Consider the following 19,793-nt stretch of genomic DNA (forward strand, 5'->3'; position numbering starts at 1 on the left):
CCGGTCGGAGTGCCGATCGAGGGGGGAGCACATAGCATCCCGATGTACCGCTATGTCTGAATGATCCCTTTCGTGGGGGAAGAAGGGTGGGCGAGATGGGGAACCCGGCCGGTGCGGATCCGCGGGCGGTGCGGCGGACGGCGGCGCAGGCGTGGATCTGGGGGTACCCGCTGCTGGAGAACTACCGGACGGTCTACCCGCAGGCGATCGACGACGCGGACCCCCGGTACGTCGGGGGTTTCGGCGTGTTCCGGCACTACCCGCAGCCCTTCACCCCGGACAACACGGACGTGGTGACGCCCAACAACGACACCCCGTACTCGTGGGCCTGGCTGGACCTGCGGGCCGAGCCGTGGGTGCTGGAGAAGCCCGCGACCGACCGCTACCACGTGCTGCCGGTGCACGACCTGGACACCGCGTACGTCGGCTTCGTCGGCTCCCGGACCACCGGGGACGGCGCGGGCCGGTACCTGATCGCCGGGCCGGGGCACCGGGCGAACCCGCCGGAGGACTTCGACGGGGTGCTGCGGGCCGACACCAACCTGGTCGGCATCCTCGGGCGGACGTTCTCGGCGGGGCCGCAGGACGTGCCGGAGGTCGAGCGGGTGCAGGCCGGGTACCTGCTCAGGCCGTTGAGCGAGCACCTGGGAACGCCCCGGCCGGTCGCGGCGGAGCCGGTGTGGCCGGTGTGGCGGGGCGAGGAGGTGCTCGGCACCCTGGAGTTCTTCTCGCTACTGGACTTCCTGCTGGGCTTCTTCCCGACCCTGCCCGCCGACGCCGACCTGCGCGGCCGGTTGACCGAACTGGGCGTCGGCAGCGGCGACTTCGAGCCGGCGGCGCTGCCCGCCGAGGTGCGCGAGGCGCTGCTGGCGGGCATCGCGGACGCCCGCGGGGAGCTGGCCGCGGCCGGGCAGGGCGCGGTCACCGGCAGCGCCCTGTTCGGCACCCGGGAGCAGCTCGGCACCCGCTACCTGGACCGGGCCTGCGGTGCCCTCACGGGCCTGTACGGGCTGCCCGCCGAGGAGGCCTGGTACGGCGGCCTGGAGTCGGCGGAGGGCGGCCGGGTGCCCGCGGTGCTGCGCTTCCCGCCCGGGCAGCTCCCGCCGGCCCGGTTCTTCTGGTCGGTGTCCGTGTACCGGCTCCCGGAGCGGCTGCTGGTCGCCAACGAGATCGACCGGTACTCGGTCGGCGACCGCACCCCCGGCCTGGTGTACGGCGAGGACGGCTCGCTGACCCTCTACCTCCAGCACGAACGCCCCACCGCCGCCCATGAGTCGGCGAACTGGCTGCCCGCCCCCGAAGGCCCGTACTTCGTGGCGGTGCGCGCCTACGGCCCGAAGCCCGAGCTGCTGGACGGAAGTTGGCAGCTCCCCCCGCTCCTCCACCACTGAACCACCGGAACAGACAAGGACGTTCGCATGGCTGACGCCACCCCCGAGATGCTGGCCGCCGAGGCCCTGGTGTACGGATCCCCGCTGGTGGCCAACCTGACCATGGTGGACACCATCGTCCGCCGGGGGATGAGCGCGATCGGCCCGACGCCGTGGAACACCTTCGGGCACGCCGCCGAACTCGCCGATCCGGCCTCGCACTTCGTGTCGGTGAACAACGACACGGTGTACTCGGTCGCCCCGCTGGACCTGTCCGCCGGGCCGCTGCTGCTGCACGTCCCGGACACCGGCGGCGCGTACGACGTGCTGCAGTTCATCGACGCCTGGACGAACAACTTCGCCTACGCGGGCCGCCGTTCGTCCGGCACCGCCGAGCAGACCTGGCTGGTCGCCCCGCCCGGCTGGCGGGGCACCGCCCCGGAGGGCGTGCCGGTGATCACCGCGCCGACCGCGGTGGCGGTGATCGCGGTGCGCAACTACTGCGCCGGCCCGGACGACCTGGACCGGGTCCGGGAGCTGCAGCGGCAGTTGACGCTGACCCCGCTGGAGGGCGGCACCGCCGCCGCCGGGCTGCCGGAGCCGGACGCGGGCGTCCCGGAGGAGCTGCTCTTCCTGGAGAAGCTCCGGCTGTGGATGGCGGCCTTCCCGCCCGCCGCCCCCGACCTGGAGTTCCAGCAGCGCTTCGCCCCGATCGGCCTGCTCGACGGGGGCCGCTCGCCGTACCTGGACGGCCCGGCCGAGTGGTCGGCGGCGCTGGCCAAGGGCCTGGCGGCGGGCCGGGAGCGGGTGGAGGCGGCGACCCTCGGCACCGGCGACCCCACCGGGGAGTGGGCGGCCAACCTGCACCTGTTCGACTACAACCTGGACTTCCTCGGCCCCGGCACCCGGGACGAGCCGCAGTGGAAGATCGCCGACCGCCGCGCCGCCTACCTGACCCGCGCGGTCGCGGCCCGGACCGGCCTGTGGGGCAACCACGCCTACGAGGCCGTGTACGCCACCACGTACAACGACGCCGACGGCGTCCCGCTGAGCGGCGCGCACGCGTACACCCTGCGGTTCGAGCGGACCCCGCCGGTGGGCGCGTTCTGGTCGGTGACGATGTACGGCACCCCGGAGTACCTGCTGGTCCCCAACGGGATCGGCCGGTACTCGATCGGCGACCGCACCCCCGGCCTGGTGCACGGCGAGGACGGCTCGCTGACCCTCTACCTCCAGCACGAACGCCCCACCGCCCCCGACGAGGCGGCGAACTGGCTGCCCGCCCCCGAGGGCGGCTTCCGGCCGATGGTGCGGATGTACCAGCCGCAGGACGCGGTGCTCGACGGCAGCTACCGGCTGCCGGCCATCCGGCTGCGCTGACCAGGAGGGGGACGGAGATGGGAGACGCGATCGGGCAGATGCTGGCCTCGGCGGTCGGCATCGCGATCAGCCCGCTGCCGCTGATCGCGGTGATCCTGATGCTGGCCACCCCGCGCGGGCGGACCAACGGCATCGCGTTCACGGCCGGCTGGGTGGTGGCGCTCGGCGCGGTCACCACCGTGGTGGTGCTGGCCGGTTCGGGCATCGACACCGGCGCCGGGACGCCCGACTGGTCGTACTGGGTGAAGCTCGCGCTGGGCGTGCTGTTCCTGCTGCTGGCGGCCAAGCAGTGGCAGGGCCGGCCCCGGGAGGGGAAGGTCGCCGAGCCGCCGGGCTGGATGCGGGCCGTCGACCGGTTCACCCCGGCGAAGTCGGCGGGCCTGGCGGCGGTGCTGGCCGCCGCCAACCCGAAGAACCTGGTGCTGGCGGTCGGCGGCGCGGTCTCCATCGCCACCAGCGGCGCGGGCGGCGGGGGCAAGGCGGTGGCCGGGGCGCTGCTGGTGCTGATCGGCTCGCTGTGCACGCTGCTGCCGCTGGGCGTCTACCTGCTCGGCGGGGCGCGGGCGACCGAGGTGCTGGGCGGCTGGAAGGCGTGGATGTCCGCGCACAACTCGGCGATCATGCTGGTGCTGCTGCTGGTCCTGGGCGCCAAGTACGTCGGTGACGCCGTGGCGGGCCTGACCTGATGCGGCTGCCGTCCCCCCGCTCGCTGGGGCGGCCGAAGCCGAGCGACGTCACCTCCGGCCTGGTGACCGGCCTGTTCTCGATCCCCGAGGGCATGGCGTACGCGTCGATCGCCGGGTTCAACCCGGTCGCGGGCCTGTTCTCCGGCGTCGTCCCGGCGGTCGTCGGCTCGCTGACCGCCCGCACCGTGCTGATGGTCACCACCCTGACCAGCGCCATCGCGCTGACCTCGCAGAGCGTGCTGAGCGACGCCGGGCTCGACCCGAAGGACGCCGGGAACGTGGCGCTGCTCGGCGTGCTGTCCGGCGTGGTGATGCTGCTGATGGGCGTGCTGCGGCTGGGCGTGGTGCTCAGCTTCGTCTCCAACGCGGTGATGGTCGGCTTCTCCACCGGCATCGCGCTGCAGATCGTGGTCGGCGTGCTCAAGGACGCCACCGGGTACGCGCCGCAGGGCCACAACAAGCTGGTGCAGTTCGGTGACTGGCTGGTGCACGCCGGGTCCTGGGAGCCCGCCGCGACCCTGGTGGCGGTGGCCACCGTCGCGGTGTGGGCGCTGGCGCACGCGGTGAAGCGGCTGCGGACGGTGGCGCTGCTGGTGGCGATGGTGCTGGTCAGCGCGGGCGTGGCGGCGCTCGGCACCGACGTCGAACTGGTCGGCGGCATCGCCGACATCCCCGCCGCGCTGCCGCACTTCACCGCCCCCGACTGGTCGGCGACCTGGCACCTGCTCGGCGGGGCGCTGTCGATCGCGCTGGTGGCGCTCGCCCAGGCCGCCGGGATCAGCCCCTCGGTGCCCAACCCGGACGGCTCGAAGTCCAGCGTCAACGGCGACTTCACCGCGCAGGGGCTGGCCAACGTCACCGGCGCGCTGTTCCAGTCGCTGCCGGTCGGCGGCTCGCTCTCGCGCACCGGCGTCGCGGTCTCCGCCGGGGCCCGCACCCGCTGGGCGGGCGTGTTCTCCGGCGTCTGGCTGGCGCTGATCGTGCTGGCGCTGGCCCCGCTGGCCGAGCACATCCCGATGCCGGTGATCGGCGGGCTGATCATCGTGGTCGGCGGCGAACTGATCGTCGGCAAGGTGCCCGACGTCAAGTTGGTGCTGCGCACCTCGAAGCTGTCCGCCGCCGCGATGGCGGTCACCTTCCTGGGCACCACCCAGCTGCCGCTGCAGCAGGCGATCATCCTCGGCGCGGTGCTCTCGCTGCTGCTGTACTGCGTGCAGGCGTCCCGGCAGGCGAAGCTGGCCGCGCTCCACCGCACCCCGGACGGGCACTGGGAGCTCGCCGACGCCCCGGCCGAACTGCCCGCCGGCCGGGTCACCGTGCTCGCCTACAGCGGGGTCAGCCTGTTCGCCGAACTCCCGCTGATCGAGGCCGACTGGCCGCGCGCCCCCGACGGGCCCGCGGTGCTGGTGCTGGTGGTGCGCACCGTCCCCGACGTGCCCTCGTCCAGCATGGTCAAGCTGCTGCGGCGGAAGAACGACGAGCTGGGCGCCCGCGGCGGACGGTTGATCGTCGCCGGGGCGCAGCCCTCCTTCGTCCGGCTCGCCGGGCACACCGGCCTGGCCAGGGCGCTCGGCCCGGACGGAGTCGTTCCCGCCGACCCCGTCCTGGACGCCTCGCTGGAGGAGGCCGTGGCCCGCGGTGAGCGCTGGCTGGCGGGCGAGCGCACCGCGGCGGACTGACCCGCCGTCACGAAGCGGACGGGGACGGCGGCGCGGACGGCGAGCCGTCCTCGGAGGCGGAGGCGGACGGCGACGGGGAGGCCGGCGACGGGGAGGCAGGGGCGGACGGGGAGGCGGGCGCCGAGGGGGACGGGTCGGCGGGGGCGGAGGCCGACGGCGAGGGGCTCGACGGGGCCGGTCCGGAGCCGCCGGCGGAGGGCGAGGGGGCCGGCCCGGTGCTGGTCGAGGGGCTCGGCGCCGGGCCGTCCGGGGTGGGCACGCCGCGGTGCTCGGTGCCGCCCTCCAGGGTCACCACGGCGCTGGACGGCGGCAGCGCCAGGTGCGCCGTCCAGCGGGCCTGCGGGGCGCGCGACTCGTCCACCGAGACGGTCACGGTGATCCGCTGGCCGGGGGCCAGGGTGCCGGAGTCCCGGCTCAGCCGCAGCCAGTCCACGTCCAGCACGGCGTGCCAGGACAGCGGCGCGTCACCGGAGTTGGTCAGCGTCAGCACCGTGCGGCTGCCGTACGCGCCCGCCTCCACGGTCAGCCGGTTCCCGGCGGCGGCGGACGGCGGCGGGACGGGCTCGGCGGTCAGCGCCGGGCTGGACAGCGGCGCGGCCCCGGCGGAGGGGACCGGGACCGCCGGTCCTTGAACCGTCGGCAGGGACGTTTCTGCGGTCACCGCACCGGCCAGCTCCATCGTCGTCACCTGGGCGGCCGGCGGCAGCGCCGCCACCGCGACCGCGGTCGGCTCCGGCACCGGGACGCGCTGCCCCGGCCCCACCGTCGGGTCCACCCGCACCGAGGACACCGCCGAGGCGTGGTCCTCCCCGCCGCCCCGGTGCGCGCTCCACAGCGCCACCACCGGCGCGGCCAGCACCGCCGCCAGCACGCCGGTGGTCACCACCCGCTGCCGCACCGCCGAGCCGCGGGCCGCCGGGGGCATCCGGTGCCGGGGGAAGCCGCGCTGGTCGAACCGGGGCTCCGCCGGGCCCTGCGCGATCCGCCGGCCGGCCGCCGCGCCCGCCAGGAACGCCGCCCCGCCGCTCGGCGCCGCGGCGGGGCACAGCGGCCCCGGCGCGGCCAGCAGCGGCAGGCCCGGCAGCCCGGCCAGGCCGTGCCCGAGCTGGCCCGCGACCCGCTCCGCGGTGCCCCGGCAGGTCGGGCACTCCACCAGGTGCAGCACCAGCTCCCGGCGCAGCGCCGGGCCCAGCACCCAGCCCCGCCAGGACTCCGCGCCGACGCCGCCGAGCTGGGCCAGCTCCGGGCAGGAGCCGACGCCGAGCACCAGCAGCGCCGTCCTGGTCCGGCCGACCTCGGCGCCCGCCGCGTCCAGCAGCGCCGCGGCGGCCCCGGTGCTCAGGCCGAGCACCGCCGCGACCTCCGTGCCGTCCAGCCGGTGCCGCACCGCCAGTTCCAGCGCCTCGCGCTGCTCCGGGTCGGTGCCGGCCGCCTCCGGCCAGGCCAGCGAGGCGAGTTCGCGCCGCCGCTCGCGGACCGCGCCGGGCCCGGGCGGCCCGCCCGCGGGGGCGCCGTCCTCCTCGACGGCGCCTTCGAGCCGGGCCAGGCAGCGGTGCCGGGCCAGCGCGTACAGCCAGGCGCGCAGCAGCGCCGGGTCGTCGAGCCGGTCGCCGTGGCGCTGGGCCAGGTCGCGGACTTCCAGGACGGCCGCGGTGGCGGCTTCGTGCTCGCAGAGCACGGACAGGCAGTAGGTGAACAGCCCGTCGACGCACGCGCCGTACGCCCGGAGTACCGGGGAGGGGCCGACGGGGTGGGGCTGGACGGTGGTCACCCGACCGACGGTAGGCAGCCGAAACCCGCCGCCCGGGGGGTTTCGGCCGTTTGTCCTTCTTTCGGGTAACAGGACCGATTCCTTGTTCGCCCGGGTGACGCCGTTCGAGTGACGTCCGGGCGATGTCGGTGCGAGGCGCTACCGTGGCCCGCATGGCTGCCCGTACCAAGACCACCGCCAAGGCGCGCCCCTCGTACCGCTGCACCGAGTGCGGCGCCCAACTGCTCAAGTGGGTCGGCCGCTGCTCCGAGTGCAACGCCTGGGGCACGGTCGAGGAGCACGGCGCGGTGCCGATCCGGACGACGGCGGCCGGGCCGGTCTCCGCGCCCGCCAAGCCGATCGGGCAGGTCGACGGGCAGGTGGCCACCGCCCGCTCCACCGGCGTCCCGGAGCTGGACCGGGTGCTCGGCGGCGGCCTGGTGCCGGGCGCCGTGGTGCTGCTGGCGGGCGAGCCCGGCGTCGGCAAGTCCACGCTGCTGCTGGACGTGGCGGCGAAGGCCGCCAGCGACCGGCACCGCACGCTGTACGTCACCGGCGAGGAGTCGGCCGGCCAGGTCCGGCTGCGCGCGGACCGGATCAACGCGCTCTCCGACCACCTCTACCTGGCCGCCGAGCAGGACCTGGGCGCGGTGCTCGGCCACATCGAGGCGGTCAACCCCTCGCTGCTGATCCTGGACTCGGTGCAGACCATCGCCTCCGCCGAACTGGACGGCGCCCCCGGCGGCCCCGCGCAGGTCCGCGAGGTGGCGGGCGCGCTGATCCGGGCCTCCAAGGAGCGCGGCATGGCGACGCTGCTGGTCGGCCACGTCACCAAGGACGGCCAGATCGCCGGCCCCCGCCTGCTGGAGCACCTGGTGGACGTGGTGCTCTCCTTCGAGGGCGACCGGCACGCCCGGCTGCGGCTGATCCGCGGCGTCAAGAACCGCTACGGCGCGACCGACGAGGTCGGCTGCTTCGAGCTGCACGACGAGGGCATCGTCGGCCTGGCCGACCCGTCCGGCCTGTTCCTGACCCGCCGCGACAAGGCCGTCGCCGGCACCTGCCTGACGGTGACGCTGGAGGGCAAGCGCCCGCTGGTGGCCGAGGTGCAGGCGCTGATGGTCGACTCGCAGATCCCCTCGCCGCGGCGCACCACCTCCGGCCTGGAGTCGCCGCGGATCGCGATGATCCTGGCCGTGGTCGAGCGGCACGGCGGCGTGAAGCTCGGCAAGCAGGACATCTACACGGCCACGGTCGGCGGCGTGAAGCTCACCGAGCCCTCGGCGGACCTCGCGATCGCGCTGGCGGTGGCCTCCTCCTCGACCGACACGCCGCTGCCCAACAACCTGGTGGCGATCGGCGAGGTCGGCCTGGCGGGCGAGGTGCGGCGGGTGACGGGCGTGCAGCGTCGGCTCGCCGAGGCGCACCGGCTCGGGTTCACGCACGCCCTCGTCCCGCCGGACCCGGGCAAGGTCCCGGCGGGCATGAAGGTGGTGGAGGTCGCCGACATCGGCGAGGCGCTGCGCGCGATCCCGGGCCGCCGCCCCCGCTCCAAGCCCAAGGCGGACGCCGCCCCGCCCGCCCGCCCGGCCGCGGACCCGGGCGCCCAGGCGCTCGCCCGGGCCCGCGACCGGGCCCCCGTCCCGGCCTTCCCGGAGGAGCTGATGGCCGGCTGGGAGCCGGTCGACTCGGACGAACTGGGCTGACCCACGCCCCGCGGCGGCCGTACGCAGTTAGACTTCAGCTGCTCATAGGCATCATTCGCAGCAACAACAGACAGTCCGACAGACCGCCGGCCGCCGCGGCACACGGTTCGGGTCGGCCCAAGGAGTCACGTGGCAGCCATCGACCGGGCGGACAAGTCCTCCCGCGAGGAGGCCCTGCTGCGGGCCTCCCTCAGTGCGATCGCGCCGGGCACGGCGCTGCGGGACGGCCTGGAGCGGGTGCTCCGGGCCAACACCGGCGGCCTGATCGTCCTCGGCTTCGACAAGAGCGTGGACGCGCTCTGCACCGGCGGCTTCGTGCTGGACGTCGAGTTCACCGCCACCCGGCTGCGCGAACTGTGCAAGCTGGACGGCGCGGTGATCCTGGACAAGGACCTCGGCAAGATCCTGCGCGCGGGCGTCCACCTGATGCCGGACGCGAACATCCCCACCGACGAGACCGGCACCCGCCACCGCACCGCGGAGCGGGTCAACCGGCAGACCGGCTACCCGGTGGTCGCGGTCTCGCACTCGATGCGGCTGATCGCCATCTACGTCAACGGCGCGCGGCGGGTGCTGGAGGACTCCACCACCGTGCTGTCCCGGGCCAACCAGGCGCTCGCCACCCTGGAGCGCTACAAGCTCCGGCTCGACGAGGTGGCCGGCACGTTGTCCGCGCTGGAGATCGAGGACCTGGTCACCGTCCGGGACGTCTCGGCGGTGGTGCAGCGCCTGGAGATGGTCCGGCTGATCGCCGGCGAGATCGCCGGGTACGTGCTGGAGCTGGGCACCGACGGCCGGCTGCTGTCGCTGCAGCTGGACGAGCTGATCGCCGGGGTCGAGCCGGAGCGCGAGCTCGTGGTGCGCGACTACTTCCCGGACCGCGCCGCCAAGAAGGGCCGCACCGTCACCGAGGTGCTCGCCGACCTGGAGGCGCTCACCCACGCCGAGCTGCTCGACCTGCAGACCGTCGCCAAGGCGCTCGGCTACACCGGCACCCCGGAGTCGCTGGACTCCGCGGTCTCCCCGCGCGGCTTCCGGCTGCTGGCCAAGGTGCCGCGGCTGCCCAACACCGTCATCGAGCGGCTGGTCGACCACTTCGGCGGCCTGCAGAAGCTGCTCGCCGCGTCGATCGACGACCTGCAGACCGTGGAGGGCGTCGGCGAGACCCGGGCCCGCTCGGTCCGCGAGGGGCTGTCCCGGCTCGCCGAGTCCTCCATCCTGGAGCGGTACGTCTGACCGTCCGTCACTCCCCGGCGGACTCCGGCGGGTCCACCGTGTAGAGCAGCGCGAACAGGGTCGCCTCGACGGCGTCCGGCCCGGTGGAGTCGCCCTCCGCGAGCACCTCGTCCAGCGCCTCGTCCAGCCGTTCGCGCAGCCGCCGCAGCCGCTGCGGGCTGAGCCGGAAGGAGGCGTGCGCGAACTTGCCGGCCCGCTGCTCCGGGGACATGTCGACCCGCCCGGCCAGGAAGTACCGCTGGAACTCGGAGCGCACCAGCTCCATCGCGGCCAGCACCGCCTCCAGCACGGCCGGCTGCTCGCCGCCCTCCGCGAACACCTGCGGCGACAGCCGCAGTGAGTGCTGCGCCGAGCGGTAGCGGCTCTCCACGATCCCGGAGACCAGCCGGGTCTCCGCCACGTACACCAGCCCGGCCTGCTCCAGCTGCTTGACGTGCCGGTACAGCTTGGTCGGCGCCTCGTCCAGCTCGGCGGCGACCTCCTTCACCGACGCCGGCTCCGGGTCGCGCTTCATCAGCACCCCGAGGACGGCCAGCCGCAGCGGGTCCGCCAGGGCCTTCAGCGTCGCGACGTCCGTGACCTCGCGCTCCTTCATCCGATCCACCACGCTCACATTCAGCCACAGCGTCAACGCTTGCGCAATCATTCTCGGCCGTGCAACTATTCACGCAGACATGAATGGTTGCTGAACCATGAACATGGACGAAGACATGAACGGGGTGCGAGGGATGACCGCGACGCTCGAAGGACCGGGAACCACCGCGGTGCCGCTGCGCCGCAACCGCCGCTTCCAGACCCTCTGGGCCGGCTCCGCGGCCGCCATGCTCGGCACCTGCGTCGCCGACACCGCGTACCCGCTGCTGCTGCTCGCCATGACCGGCTCCCCGACCGTCGCCGGGGCCTTCGGCGCCGTCCAGTTCGGGGCCTCGGTGCTGTTCGGCCTGCACGGCGGCGCGGTCGCCGACCGGCACGACCGGCGCCGGATCCTGATCCTCGCCGACACCGTCCGGCTGCTCACCGCGCTCAGCGTCGCCCTGGCCCTGGCCGCCCACCGGCTGACCGTCCCGCACGCCCTGCTGGCCGCCGCCGCGATCGGCGCCACCATGGCCTACGGCGGCCCCTCCCGGATGCTCGCGCTGCGCGCCGTCGTCCCGCCCGGGCAGCTCCGCCAGGCCCTCTCCCAGGACGAACTGCGGGTCAACGGCGCCGCCCTGGCCGGGCCGCCGCTGGCCGGCTTCCTGCTCGGCCTCGGCCGCGCCGTCCCCTTCCTCGCCCTGGTCCTCACCTCGGCGCTCGCCCTCGGCGCGAGCACCGCCGTCCGCTTCGACTCCCGCCCCGGGCCGCGGGCCCCGGCGGACGGACCGGAGAAGGGCGCCGCCTTCGCCGGCCTGCGCTACCTGTTCGCCCACCGGGTGCTGCGCGGCACCGTCCTGGTCGCCGCCGCGCTCAACCTCACCGGCTCGGCGATGCTCCTCACCGTCATGGTCCTGCTCCGCGAACACGGCACCTCCGCGGCCGGCACCGGCCTCGCCCTCACCGGCGAAGCCGTCGGCGGCCTGCTCGGCGCGCTCCTCGTCACCCGCCTGCACCGCAGGCTCAGCCCCGGCGCGCTCCTGCTCGCCGTCGCCTGGACCGGCGCGCTCGCCTTCGCCCTCCCCGCGCTGGCCGCCGGCCCCGCGGTGGTCTTCGCCGCCCTCGCCGTCACCGCGCTCGGCGTGCCCGCCCTGCGGGTCATGCTCGACGTCCTGGTCTTCCAGCGCGTCCCCGAGGAGATGCGCGGTCGCGCGATGGCCGGCACCATGACCCTCCTGATGGCCGGCCTCCCCCTCGGCACCATGACCGCCGGCCTCCTCCTCGACCGCCTCCCCGCCCCCACCGTCCTCGTCCTCCTCGCCACGGCCCTGGCCGCGGCCCTGCTCCCCCTCACCTTCGGCCGCACCCTGCGCGGCACCAGCTGGACCGAGTAGGGCTACGCGCGAGCAACCACCAGGGGCTCGGGGAACTGTCGGCAGGCGGTTCGGGAGCAATCAGGGGCTCGGGGAACGGCGAGGCCGTGGCTGCTGGCGGTTCACTGCCGTTGCGCGCCATTGGCTTCTGGTTCGGTTACCACACGCAGCAGCACGGACCTTCGATGGGCTCCGACCGTCAGCAGCATCGACTCGCCGTTCCCCGAGCCCCTGGCGGTGCCTCCCGGAGGGGCTCTCAGCTCTCCAGGCGGACGGAGGTGCGGGCCGAGAGCGGTCCGCCGGCCGGGCCGGTGAGGTCGGCCTGGACGAGGTAGTTGCCGGGCTGGGCGGGGGTGGGGTCGGGGCTGGCGCACTGGGGCTTGGACCGGGTGCGGTCCCAGGTGAAGGTCTCGGTGACGCCGCTGTTGCCGCCGATCTGGGCCCAGGCGTCGGTGCGCTCGGTGATGCAGTCCGCGGAGGACCAGACCCGTTCGTTGGCGCTGGAGGTGACGGTCAGGAAGGAGTACTCGTGCGAGAGGTTGATCCGGCAGCCCGCCCCGGAGGAGTTGCGGATCGTCAGGGCCAGCTTCGGCTTGTCCTTGGTCGCGTACGAGTTCTGCGCCGGGGCGAGTTCGAGGGTGAGCTGCGAGGTGGTGCAGACCGGCAGCGCCATCACCTCGGTGGTGTTGACGGCCGGCGAGGCCCCGCCGCCGGGGCGGGTGGTGCCGGTGCCGCCGCCGGTCGAGCCGCCCGAGGAGCTGCCGCCGCCCGAGGAGCTGCCGCCGGTGACGCTGATCTCGCCGCCGGCGCCGCCCGTCGCGCCGCCGGAGGAGCTCCCGCCCGAGGAGCCGCCGCCGGTCCCGCCGGGGCGGGTGGTGATCGCGGGGCCGGTGGGGGACGCGCCGGGGGTGATGGACTGGGCGGGCACGGGCTGCGGGCTGTGGTCGGAAGCCTTCTTCTGCTTGCCCCCGTCGCCGCCGAACGCCAGCAGGCCGATCACGAGGACGACGACGGCGAGGGCGATGAGGACCACGACGCGGCGCCGCCAGTAGATCGAGGCGGGCAGCGGTCCGACGGGCTGGCGCAGAGAAGGCACGAGCAAACTCTACGAGACCTCGTGCACCTGTTGACGCATCAACACCTCACCGGGACCACTTCTTTCACATGATCCGCCATTTGGTCCGGAAGGGGGACTCGACACGTCGGTGCGTCGCCCTATAGTCGCCCTCATGGCCTCCCCGCACGACCACGCCCCCACCGGTAGCGGCCTCGACCCGGCGCAGATGATCGCCGAGGCACGACGCGCGTTCTTCGTCATGTTCGGGTTCCTCTGCCTGGTGTGGGTGACGCAGCTGGTCAACTGGCTGCTGGACGGCCAGGTGGCGATGATGCACGGCATCCGCCCGCACGACCCGGACACGCTCGGGTACCTGCTGACCGCCCCCTTCCTGCACGTGAACTGGCAGCACCTGGAAGGCAATTCGGGTCCGCTGTTCGTCTTCGGCTTCCTCGCCGCCTACCGGGGGGTGCGCAAGTTCCTCGGGCTGACGGCGCTGCTGGTGGTGACCAGCGGGATGACGGTGTGGCTGTTCCAGGACGGCGACACGGTGACCGTCGGCGCGAGCGGCCTGGTCTACGGCTACATCGGCTACGTGGTGCTGCGCGGCCTGTTCGACCGGAACCTGATCGACTCGCTGATCGGCCTGGTGATGGGCGCCTCCTTCGCCTACGTCCTGACCGCGGCGGTCCCGGGCACCCCCGGGGTGTCCTGGCTGGGCCACTGCGGCGGCCTGGCCGGCGGTCTGGCGGGGGCGTGGATCTTCCGCGACCGCCGCCCGCGGCAGCCGGCCGCGCTGTCCGCCGGGAGCACCGGGAGCACCGGGAGCGACGGCGCCCCGGCACTGCCCCCGCAGAGCAGGCCGGCCAAGCCGGCCAAGGCCGGGAAGCAGGGCGGCCCGGCCCCGGCCGGCCCGGTCAGTCCGCGGGCGGACCTGCTCAAGGAGCTCGACGACCTGGGGCTTTAAGTCTCGGCGGCCGCTCGTGGCAGGATCGGGGGGCCATGGTTGCCACTGCTTCGACTCTTGCCCCGGGCGCCGTCCAGGCGCTGCACTCGACCGTCATCGGCTGGTACGAGGCCCACGCCCGCGACCTGCCCTGGCGGGCCCCGGACGCCTCGCCGTGGGCCGTGATGGTCAGCGAGTTCATGCTCCAGCAGACGCCCGTGAAGCGGGTGCTGCCCGCGTACGCGGCCTGGCTGGAGCGCTGGCCCACGCCCGCCGACCTGGCCGCGGACGCGCCCGGCGAGGCGGTGCGGATGTGGGGCCGGCTCGGCTACCCGCGCCGCGCGCTGCGGCTGCACGGCGCGGCCGTCGCGATCACCGAGCGGCACGGCGGCGAGGTGCCGAGCGACCACGCGGAGCTGCTGGCGCTGCCCGGGGTGGGGGAGTACACGGCGGCCGCGGTCGCCTCGTTCGCCTTCCGGCAGCGGCACGCGGTGCTGGACACCAACGTGCGCCGGGTCCTCGCCCGGGCGGTCACCGGCGTCGAGTACCCGGCGAACGCCACCACCGCCGCCGAGCGCCGCACCGCGCACGAGCTGCTGCCCGCCACCGACGAGCGGGCCGCCACCTGGGCGGTGGCGGTGATGGAGCTGGGCGCCCTGGTGTGCACCGCGCGCGGCCCGGAGTGCGGGGCCTGCCCGCTGCGGGACGAGTGCGCCTGGCAGCGGGCCGGCTGCCCGCCGTACCAGGGCCCGGCGCGCCGCGGGCAGACCTACGAGGGCACCGACCGGCAGGTCCGCGGCAAGCTGCTGGCGGTGCTGCGGGAGGCCCACGGGCTGGTCGCCCAGGGCCAGTTGGACGTGGTCTGGCCGGACGCGGTGCAGCGGGCCCGGGCGCTGGACGGGCTGGTCGCCGACGGGCTGGTCGAGCCGGTCGGGCCGGGCACCTACCGGCTGCCGCAGTAGCCCCGCGCGGAGCGCGCGAACGGCCCGGGACCGTGCGGTCCCGGGCCGTTCTGCGTTTCAGGCCGCGGCGGGCCTCAGAGCGCGCCCTCCAGGGCGGCCTCGGCCTTGGCCTCGGCGGCGTCCGCGCCACCGCGGAGCTTGACCTCGCGGATGAACAGCGAGGCGACGATGGCGACCACGCTGATCACGGTGCCCCACAGGAAGACGGTGTGCATGCCGTTGGCGATGCCGTGCTGGAGCACCGAGACCGCCTCGGGCGGCATGCTCTTCAGCGTCTCCGGGCTCATCGAGCCGGTGGACTCGCCGCCGGCCGGCATCCCGGCGTCCTTCAGGGTGTCGTTGAGCCGGTTGATGTAGAGCGTGCCGAACAGCGCCACGCCGAAGGAGCCGCCGATGGTGCGGAACAGGGTGGCGGAGGACGAGGCGACGCCCATGTCCTTCATCTCCACGCTGTTCTGCGCGACGAGCATGGTGACCTGCATCAGGAAGCCCATGCCGGCGCCGAGCACCACCATGTAGCAGGAGGAGGTGAAGCTCTTGGTGTCCACCGCGAGGGTGGACAGCAGCAGCGAGCCGCCGGCCATCACGGTGGTGCCGATGATCGGGAAGATCCGGTACTTGCCGGTCTTGGTGATGGTCTGGCCGACCACCAGCGAGACCACCAGCATGCCGAACATCATCGGCATCAGCAGCAGGCCGGAGTTGGTCGCCGAGGCGCCCTGCACGATCTGCTGGTAGGTGGGCAGGAAGGTCACCGCGCCGAACATCGCGAAACCGACGATGAAGCCGATGATCGAGACCATGGTGAAGTTCCGGTTGCGGAACAGCTTGAGCGGGATGATCGGCTCGGCGACCCGCTGCTCGACGTAGCAGAAGCCGATCAGCGAGGCGAGGCCGAGCGTGCCCAGGCCGAGGATCTGCTTCGAGCCCCAGGCGTACTCGTGGCCGCCCCAGGTGGTGACCAGCACGGCCGAGACGATGCCGATGGTGAGCAGCGCCGCGCCGAAGTAGTCGATCTTCGCGCTGGAGCGGATCTTGGGCAGCTTCAGCACCACGACGATGAAGACCAGCGCGATCGCGCCCAGCGGCAGGTTGACGTAGAACGTCCAGCGCCAGTTCAGGTGGTCGGTGATGAAGCCGCCGATCAGCGGGCCGCCGACGGTGGCCAGCGCCATCACGGCGGCGAACATGCCCTGGTACTTGCCGCGGTCGCGGGGCAGCACCAGCGCGCCCATGATCGACATCACGCCGACCATCAGGCCGCCGGCGCCCAGGCCCTGGACGGCGCGGAAGGCGATCAGCTGGGTCATGCTCTGCGACAGGCCGGACAGCGCCGAGCCGAGCAGGAAGATCGCGATCGAGACCAGGAACGAGCCCTTGCGGCCGTACAGGTCGCCGACCTTGCCCCAGATCGGGGTGGAGGCGGCGGTGGCCAGGGTGTAGGACGTCACCACCCAGGACATGTGCTCGGCGCCGTGCAGCTCGCCGACGATGGTGGGCATCGCGGTGCCGACGATCAGGTTGTCGAGCATGGCGAGCAGCATGGTGATGACCAGGCCGACCATCACCAGGCGGATCTCGCGGTGCGGGCGCTGCTCGAACTCGTCGGGCTTCCCGAGTTCGACGACGGGTTCCTCCGGAACCGCCGCTGACTGCTGGGTTGTCATGGTGCGTCTCTCCCGGGGCGCAGGTGCCGCGGGGTGCCGCGGCCATACTTACTTGACGACCGGCTAGTTAATCGCCGTCCGGCACGGTAAGTTGTTCCCTAGCCGGTCGTCAAGCCAGTTTCGGAACAGCGCCCCTGGGCAGGGACAATGCCAACAGAACCGGGCCTTGACACCAGTCCGATCCCGCTCCCCGAGGCAGGCCGCCAGCGATGACCACCACCCAGAGCCCCCGCAGCGACACCAGAGCGCGGATCATCGACGTGGCCCTGGAGTTGTTCGCCGAGCACGGTTACGAGAAGACCTCGCTGCGGGAGATCGCCGACCGCCTCGGCGTCACCAAGGCGGCCCTCTACTACCACTTCAAGACCAAGGACGACATCGTCCGCGGCATCGTCGAGAAGATGGCCGCCCCGCTCGACGACGCCATCGCCTACGGCGAGGGCAAGCCCTGGTCGCCCGCGCTGCGCGACGAGCTGCTGCGCCGGTTCGCGACCGGGATGGGCGAGCGGGCCCCGCTGCTGCGCTTCTTCCACGAGAACCAGCCCGCGCTGCGGGAGTCCGCGGCCGGACTGGCCTTCAAGGACCGGATGATCCGGATGATCAGCCTGCTGCACGGGCCGGAGCCGACCTTCCGCGACAAGCTGCGCGCCACCGTGGCGCTGACCTCGATGCACTCGGCGATGTTCCTGCTCAAGGCCGACATGTGCGAGCCCGGCGAGCCGGTCACCCCGGTCGAGGAGGCGATGGCCGCCGCGCTGGAGGTCGCCCTCGAAGTCGCCGCACGCATCGAGCCGCCCGCGCGGTAGGCGCGGGCGGCTCGGGGCTGAGCGGCGGTACGGGGGCGGCGGATCAGAAGTTGTTCGCGCCGTGCTGCTTCAGGTAGGCGACCGGGTCGATCACCTTCGCGTACTGGTTGGCGGTGCGGATCTCGAAGTGCAGGTGCGGGCCGTGCGAGTTGCCGGTGTTGCCGGACTTGCCGACCTGCTGGCCCGCGTCCACGTGCTGCCCGGCCTTCACGCCCAGCTGCGACATGTGCGCGTACTGGGCGAAGCGGCCGTCGGAGAGCTTCAGCACGATCTGGTTGCCGTAGGCGCCCGCGTAGCCGGAGGACACCACGGTGGCGTCGCCGACCGCCAGCACCGGGGTGCCGACCGAGACCGCGAAGTCGGTGCCGGTGTGGTAGCCGGCCGCGTACGCGGCGTTGGTCTTGTGGTACGGGTTGCTGATCGTCGCGCCCGGCGCGGGGGAGGACCAGGACGGCTTGGCCGGCTCGGGCGCCGGAGCCGGAGCCGGCGTCGGCTCGGCGGCCGGGGCGGCGGCCTGCTGCTGCTCGGCGGGCTGCTCGGCGGGAGCGGCGGCCTGCTCGGCCTGCGGCTGCTCCTGCTGCTGCCCGGCGTCCTGCTGCTGCTTGCCGCCCTGCTGGTCGGTGCCCTGCTGGTCGGTGCCCTGCTGCGCGGCGTCCGCGTGCTCGGCGTCCGCGTGCTCGCCGCTCTGCTGCTGCTCGGTGGCCAGCAGTTCGGTGCGCTGCTGGTCGCGGGAGGCCTGCTCGTCCTGCCGGGCCTGCGCGTCCTGGGCGCCGCCCTGCCCGCCGTCGCGCTGCAGGGAGGCGACGACGGCGGCCTTGGCGGTCTTGGCCTGCTCGCTCTCGGCCTGGCCCTGCACCGGCAGGCGGAAGTCCTGCGGCTGCGCGTGGGTGCTCTCGGCGGCGGCCGTGACCGTGTCGTGGCCGTCCGGGTGGGCGGACTGCGCGATGGCCTGTCCGGTCGGGATCAGCAGCGCGCCGGCGGCGACCACCGCGACGCCGGAGGCGAGGGCCTTGGCCGGGGCGAGCCGGGCCGTGGTGAGCGGGCCGGTGGAGAGCACCGAGCGGACGTGGCGGGTGGTGGCCGCCTGGAGAAGCCGGCGGCCGGTGGCGGGGAGAGAACGCATCGGGAGTCGGTACCTCACGGACGGGGCCAGTGCGGGGCCGAGCCGGTGGGGCTCGCCGAACTGGTGGAACGACTCCGGTGTAAACGACCCGGACGGGGAGGCCCAAGAGTGTGACCTACGACGGTCAGTAGTGCACAAGTCGGGCAAAAGGACCCTCCGGAGCAGTGGGCAACCCGGGTTTTCCCGCCCCAAACCTCCTATCCCGGGTCGTATGTCGGAAATGTGCTGTGAGCAGCGCCACCGGCGACCGGTCGGTTTGGGCCCGAACCGGCCCGGGTACAACCCGCTGTCCAGTCCAGCTGCACCATCCGATCCACCGACCGTCGGAGATGATCAGCTGATGAACGACACCCCTGTTCTGGACCGCCGCTTCCGCACCCGCCGCCAGGCCGACCGCCTGCTCTCCGGCAGCCGCCCGCAGACCGTCCGCGAGGCGCTCGCCGCGCTGGCCGACCTGGCCGACGGCCCCCACCCGCTGGACGAACCCGTCGACACGTACGGCAACGGCATCGTCCGCACCCTGGAGCGCCGCACCGCCGAACTGCTCGGCAAGCCCGACGCCGCCTACTTCCCGACTGGGACGATGGCCCAGCAGGCCGCCCTGAAGACCTGGGCCGACACCCACGGCCCGGTGGTCGCCATGCACCCGCTGGCCCACCCCGAGGTGCACGAGCGCCGCGCCCACCAGGTCCTCTCCGGCCTGCGCAGCGTCCCGCAGACCGGCGCCCGGCGGCACCCCACCGCCGCCGAGCTGGCCGTCCTGGACGAGCCGTACGACGTGCTGATGCTGGAGCTGCCGCTGCGCGACGCCGGGTTCCTGCTGCCCGACTGGGCGGAGCTGGAGGCGCTGTACGAGCTGGCCGAGCGGCAGGGCCGCCCGGTCCACCTGGACGGCGCCCGGCTCTGGGAGTCCGCCCCGCACCTGGGCCGCACCCTGCCGGAGGTCTGCGCCCGGGCCGGCTCGGTCTACGTCTCCTGCTACAAGTCGCTCGGCGGCCACAGCGGCGCCCTGGTGGCGGGCGAGGAGGAGTACGTCCGCCGGATCAAGGTCTGGCGGCACCGCTACGGCGGCAACCTCTGGCAGCAGTGGCCCGCCGCGCTCTCCGCGCTGGCCGGCCTGGAGCGCGAGCTGCCCCGGCTGCCCGGGTACGTGGCGCACGCCAAGCTGGTCGCCGCCGCGCTGGCCGAGGCCCCCGGTGCCCGGGTCCACCCCGCGCCGCCGCACACCCACCAGTTCCAGTTCTGGCTGCCGCACCCCGCCGACCGGCTCAACGAGGCCGGCTACCGGCAGGCCGAGGAGCAGGGCGTCGCGCTGTTCGGCGGCTGGCGCGAGCCCGGCCCGCAGCCGGGGCTGTCGATGACCGAGGTGACGGTGCTCGCCGACGGGGCCGGGTGGAGCGCCAAGGAGGTCACCGAAGCGCTGGAGTCCTTCCTCGCCCTGCTCTGAGCCCGCCCCGGAACGGCGCGGGGCCCCGGCGG

Annotated in this window: 16 protein-coding genes; 11 read left to right on the forward strand and 5 right to left on the reverse strand. The window is 74.1% G+C overall.

Going from position 1 to position 19,793, the window contains the following annotated elements:
* Window positions 1-95 precede the first annotated feature (95 nt).
* Genes ACWEO5_RS04295 through ACWEO5_RS04310 form a run of 4 tightly spaced genes read left to right on the forward strand, consistent with a single transcriptional unit; the run spans window position 96 to window position 5,115 of the window.
* The gene (locus ACWEO5_RS04295) at window positions 96-1,391 is read left to right on the forward strand and encodes a DUF1254 domain-containing protein (RefSeq protein ID WP_452160041.1); all 1,296 of its coding nucleotides are present in this window, start codon (window positions 96-98) and stop codon (window positions 1,389-1,391) included.
* A gap of 27 nt (window positions 1,392-1,418) precedes the next feature.
* Window positions 1,419-2,750 (forward strand): DUF1254 domain-containing protein, encoded by a 1,332-nt coding sequence (locus ACWEO5_RS04300; RefSeq protein ID WP_452159981.1) that lies wholly within the window; start codon window positions 1,419-1,421, stop codon window positions 2,748-2,750.
* A 17-nt stretch (window positions 2,751-2,767) separates the two neighbouring features.
* Window positions 2,768-3,436 (forward strand): GAP family protein, encoded by a 669-nt coding sequence (locus ACWEO5_RS04305; protein ID WP_452159983.1) that lies wholly within the window; start codon window positions 2,768-2,770, stop codon window positions 3,434-3,436.
* A complete protein-coding gene (locus ACWEO5_RS04310) occupies window positions 3,436-5,115 on the forward strand; it encodes a SulP family inorganic anion transporter (protein ID WP_452159985.1) in 1,680 nt (559 codons plus the stop codon). Before ACWEO5_RS04305 ends, ACWEO5_RS04310 begins: the two co-directional genes overlap by 1 nt.
* Before the next feature lie 7 nt (window positions 5,116-5,122).
* Here ACWEO5_RS04310 and ACWEO5_RS04315 read toward each other — a convergent pair whose 3' ends face one another.
* The gene (locus ACWEO5_RS04315; protein WP_452159987.1) at window positions 5,123-6,886 is read right to left on the reverse strand and encodes a BACON domain-containing protein; all 1,764 of its coding nucleotides are present in this window, start codon (window positions 6,884-6,886) and stop codon (window positions 5,123-5,125) included.
* Window positions 6,887-7,038: 152 nt separating this feature from the next.
* On the opposite strand from ACWEO5_RS04315, the gene radA reads away from it, so the two are divergent.
* Window positions 7,039-8,571 (forward strand): DNA repair protein RadA, encoded by a 1,533-nt coding sequence (gene radA / locus ACWEO5_RS04320; protein WP_452159990.1) that lies wholly within the window; start codon window positions 7,039-7,041, stop codon window positions 8,569-8,571.
* Between the two features lie 129 nt (window positions 8,572-8,700).
* Entirely contained in the window at window positions 8,701-9,807 is a 1,107-nt protein-coding gene (gene disA / locus ACWEO5_RS04325; RefSeq protein WP_344554344.1) for a DNA integrity scanning diadenylate cyclase DisA, read from the forward strand.
* A gap of 7 nt (window positions 9,808-9,814) precedes the next feature.
* Here the strand turns inward: disA and ACWEO5_RS04330 are convergent, their stop codons facing one another.
* Window positions 9,815-10,420: a helix-turn-helix domain-containing protein gene (locus ACWEO5_RS04330; RefSeq protein WP_452159992.1), complete on the reverse strand. Its 606-nt coding sequence runs from the start codon at window positions 10,418-10,420 to the stop codon at window positions 9,815-9,817.
* Between the two features lie 79 nt (window positions 10,421-10,499).
* Here ACWEO5_RS04330 and ACWEO5_RS04335 point away from each other — a divergent pair, with 79 nt between their 5' ends.
* Window positions 10,500-11,774, forward strand: coding sequence for an MFS transporter (locus ACWEO5_RS04335; protein ID WP_452159994.1), 1,275 nt, complete (start codon window positions 10,500-10,502; stop codon window positions 11,772-11,774).
* Between the two features lie 235 nt (window positions 11,775-12,009).
* Here ACWEO5_RS04335 and ACWEO5_RS04340 read toward each other — a convergent pair whose 3' ends face one another.
* Window positions 12,010-12,849 (reverse strand): hypothetical protein, encoded by an 840-nt coding sequence (locus tag ACWEO5_RS04340; protein WP_452159996.1) that lies wholly within the window; start codon window positions 12,847-12,849, stop codon window positions 12,010-12,012.
* A gap of 133 nt (window positions 12,850-12,982) precedes the next feature.
* Here ACWEO5_RS04340 and ACWEO5_RS04345 point away from each other — a divergent pair, with 133 nt between their 5' ends.
* Window positions 12,983-13,777: a rhomboid family intramembrane serine protease gene (locus tag ACWEO5_RS04345; RefSeq protein WP_452159998.1), complete on the forward strand. Its 795-nt coding sequence runs from the start codon at window positions 12,983-12,985 to the stop codon at window positions 13,775-13,777.
* A 35-nt stretch (window positions 13,778-13,812) separates the two neighbouring features.
* Window positions 13,813-14,718 (forward strand): A/G-specific adenine glycosylase, encoded by a 906-nt coding sequence (locus tag ACWEO5_RS04350; protein WP_452160000.1) that lies wholly within the window; start codon window positions 13,813-13,815, stop codon window positions 14,716-14,718.
* Window positions 14,719-14,792: 74 nt separating this feature from the next.
* On the opposite strand, the gene ACWEO5_RS04355 is transcribed toward ACWEO5_RS04350, so the two are convergent.
* The gene (locus ACWEO5_RS04355) at window positions 14,793-16,385 is read right to left on the reverse strand and encodes an MDR family MFS transporter (protein WP_452160002.1); all 1,593 of its coding nucleotides are present in this window, start codon (window positions 16,383-16,385) and stop codon (window positions 14,793-14,795) included.
* Window positions 16,386-16,594: 209 nt separating this feature from the next.
* On the opposite strand from ACWEO5_RS04355, the gene ACWEO5_RS04360 reads away from it, so the two are divergent.
* Window positions 16,595-17,191, forward strand: coding sequence for a TetR/AcrR family transcriptional regulator (locus ACWEO5_RS04360; RefSeq protein ID WP_452160004.1), 597 nt, complete (start codon window positions 16,595-16,597; stop codon window positions 17,189-17,191).
* Window positions 17,192-17,234: 43 nt separating this feature from the next.
* On the opposite strand, the gene ACWEO5_RS04365 is transcribed toward ACWEO5_RS04360, so the two are convergent.
* A complete protein-coding gene (locus tag ACWEO5_RS04365) occupies window positions 17,235-18,314 on the reverse strand; it encodes a M23 family metallopeptidase (RefSeq protein ID WP_452160006.1) in 1,080 nt (359 codons plus the stop codon).
* Between the two features lie 340 nt (window positions 18,315-18,654).
* Between ACWEO5_RS04365 and ACWEO5_RS04370 the strand changes: the two genes are divergently transcribed.
* On the forward strand, window positions 18,655-19,761 hold the full coding sequence (locus tag ACWEO5_RS04370) for a threonine aldolase family protein (protein WP_452160008.1): 1,107 nt from the start codon (window positions 18,655-18,657) through the stop codon (window positions 19,759-19,761).
* The last annotated feature ends 32 nt before the right edge of the window (window positions 19,762-19,793 follow it).

The sequence above is a fragment of the Kitasatospora sp. NPDC004272 genome (assembly GCF_053603035.1).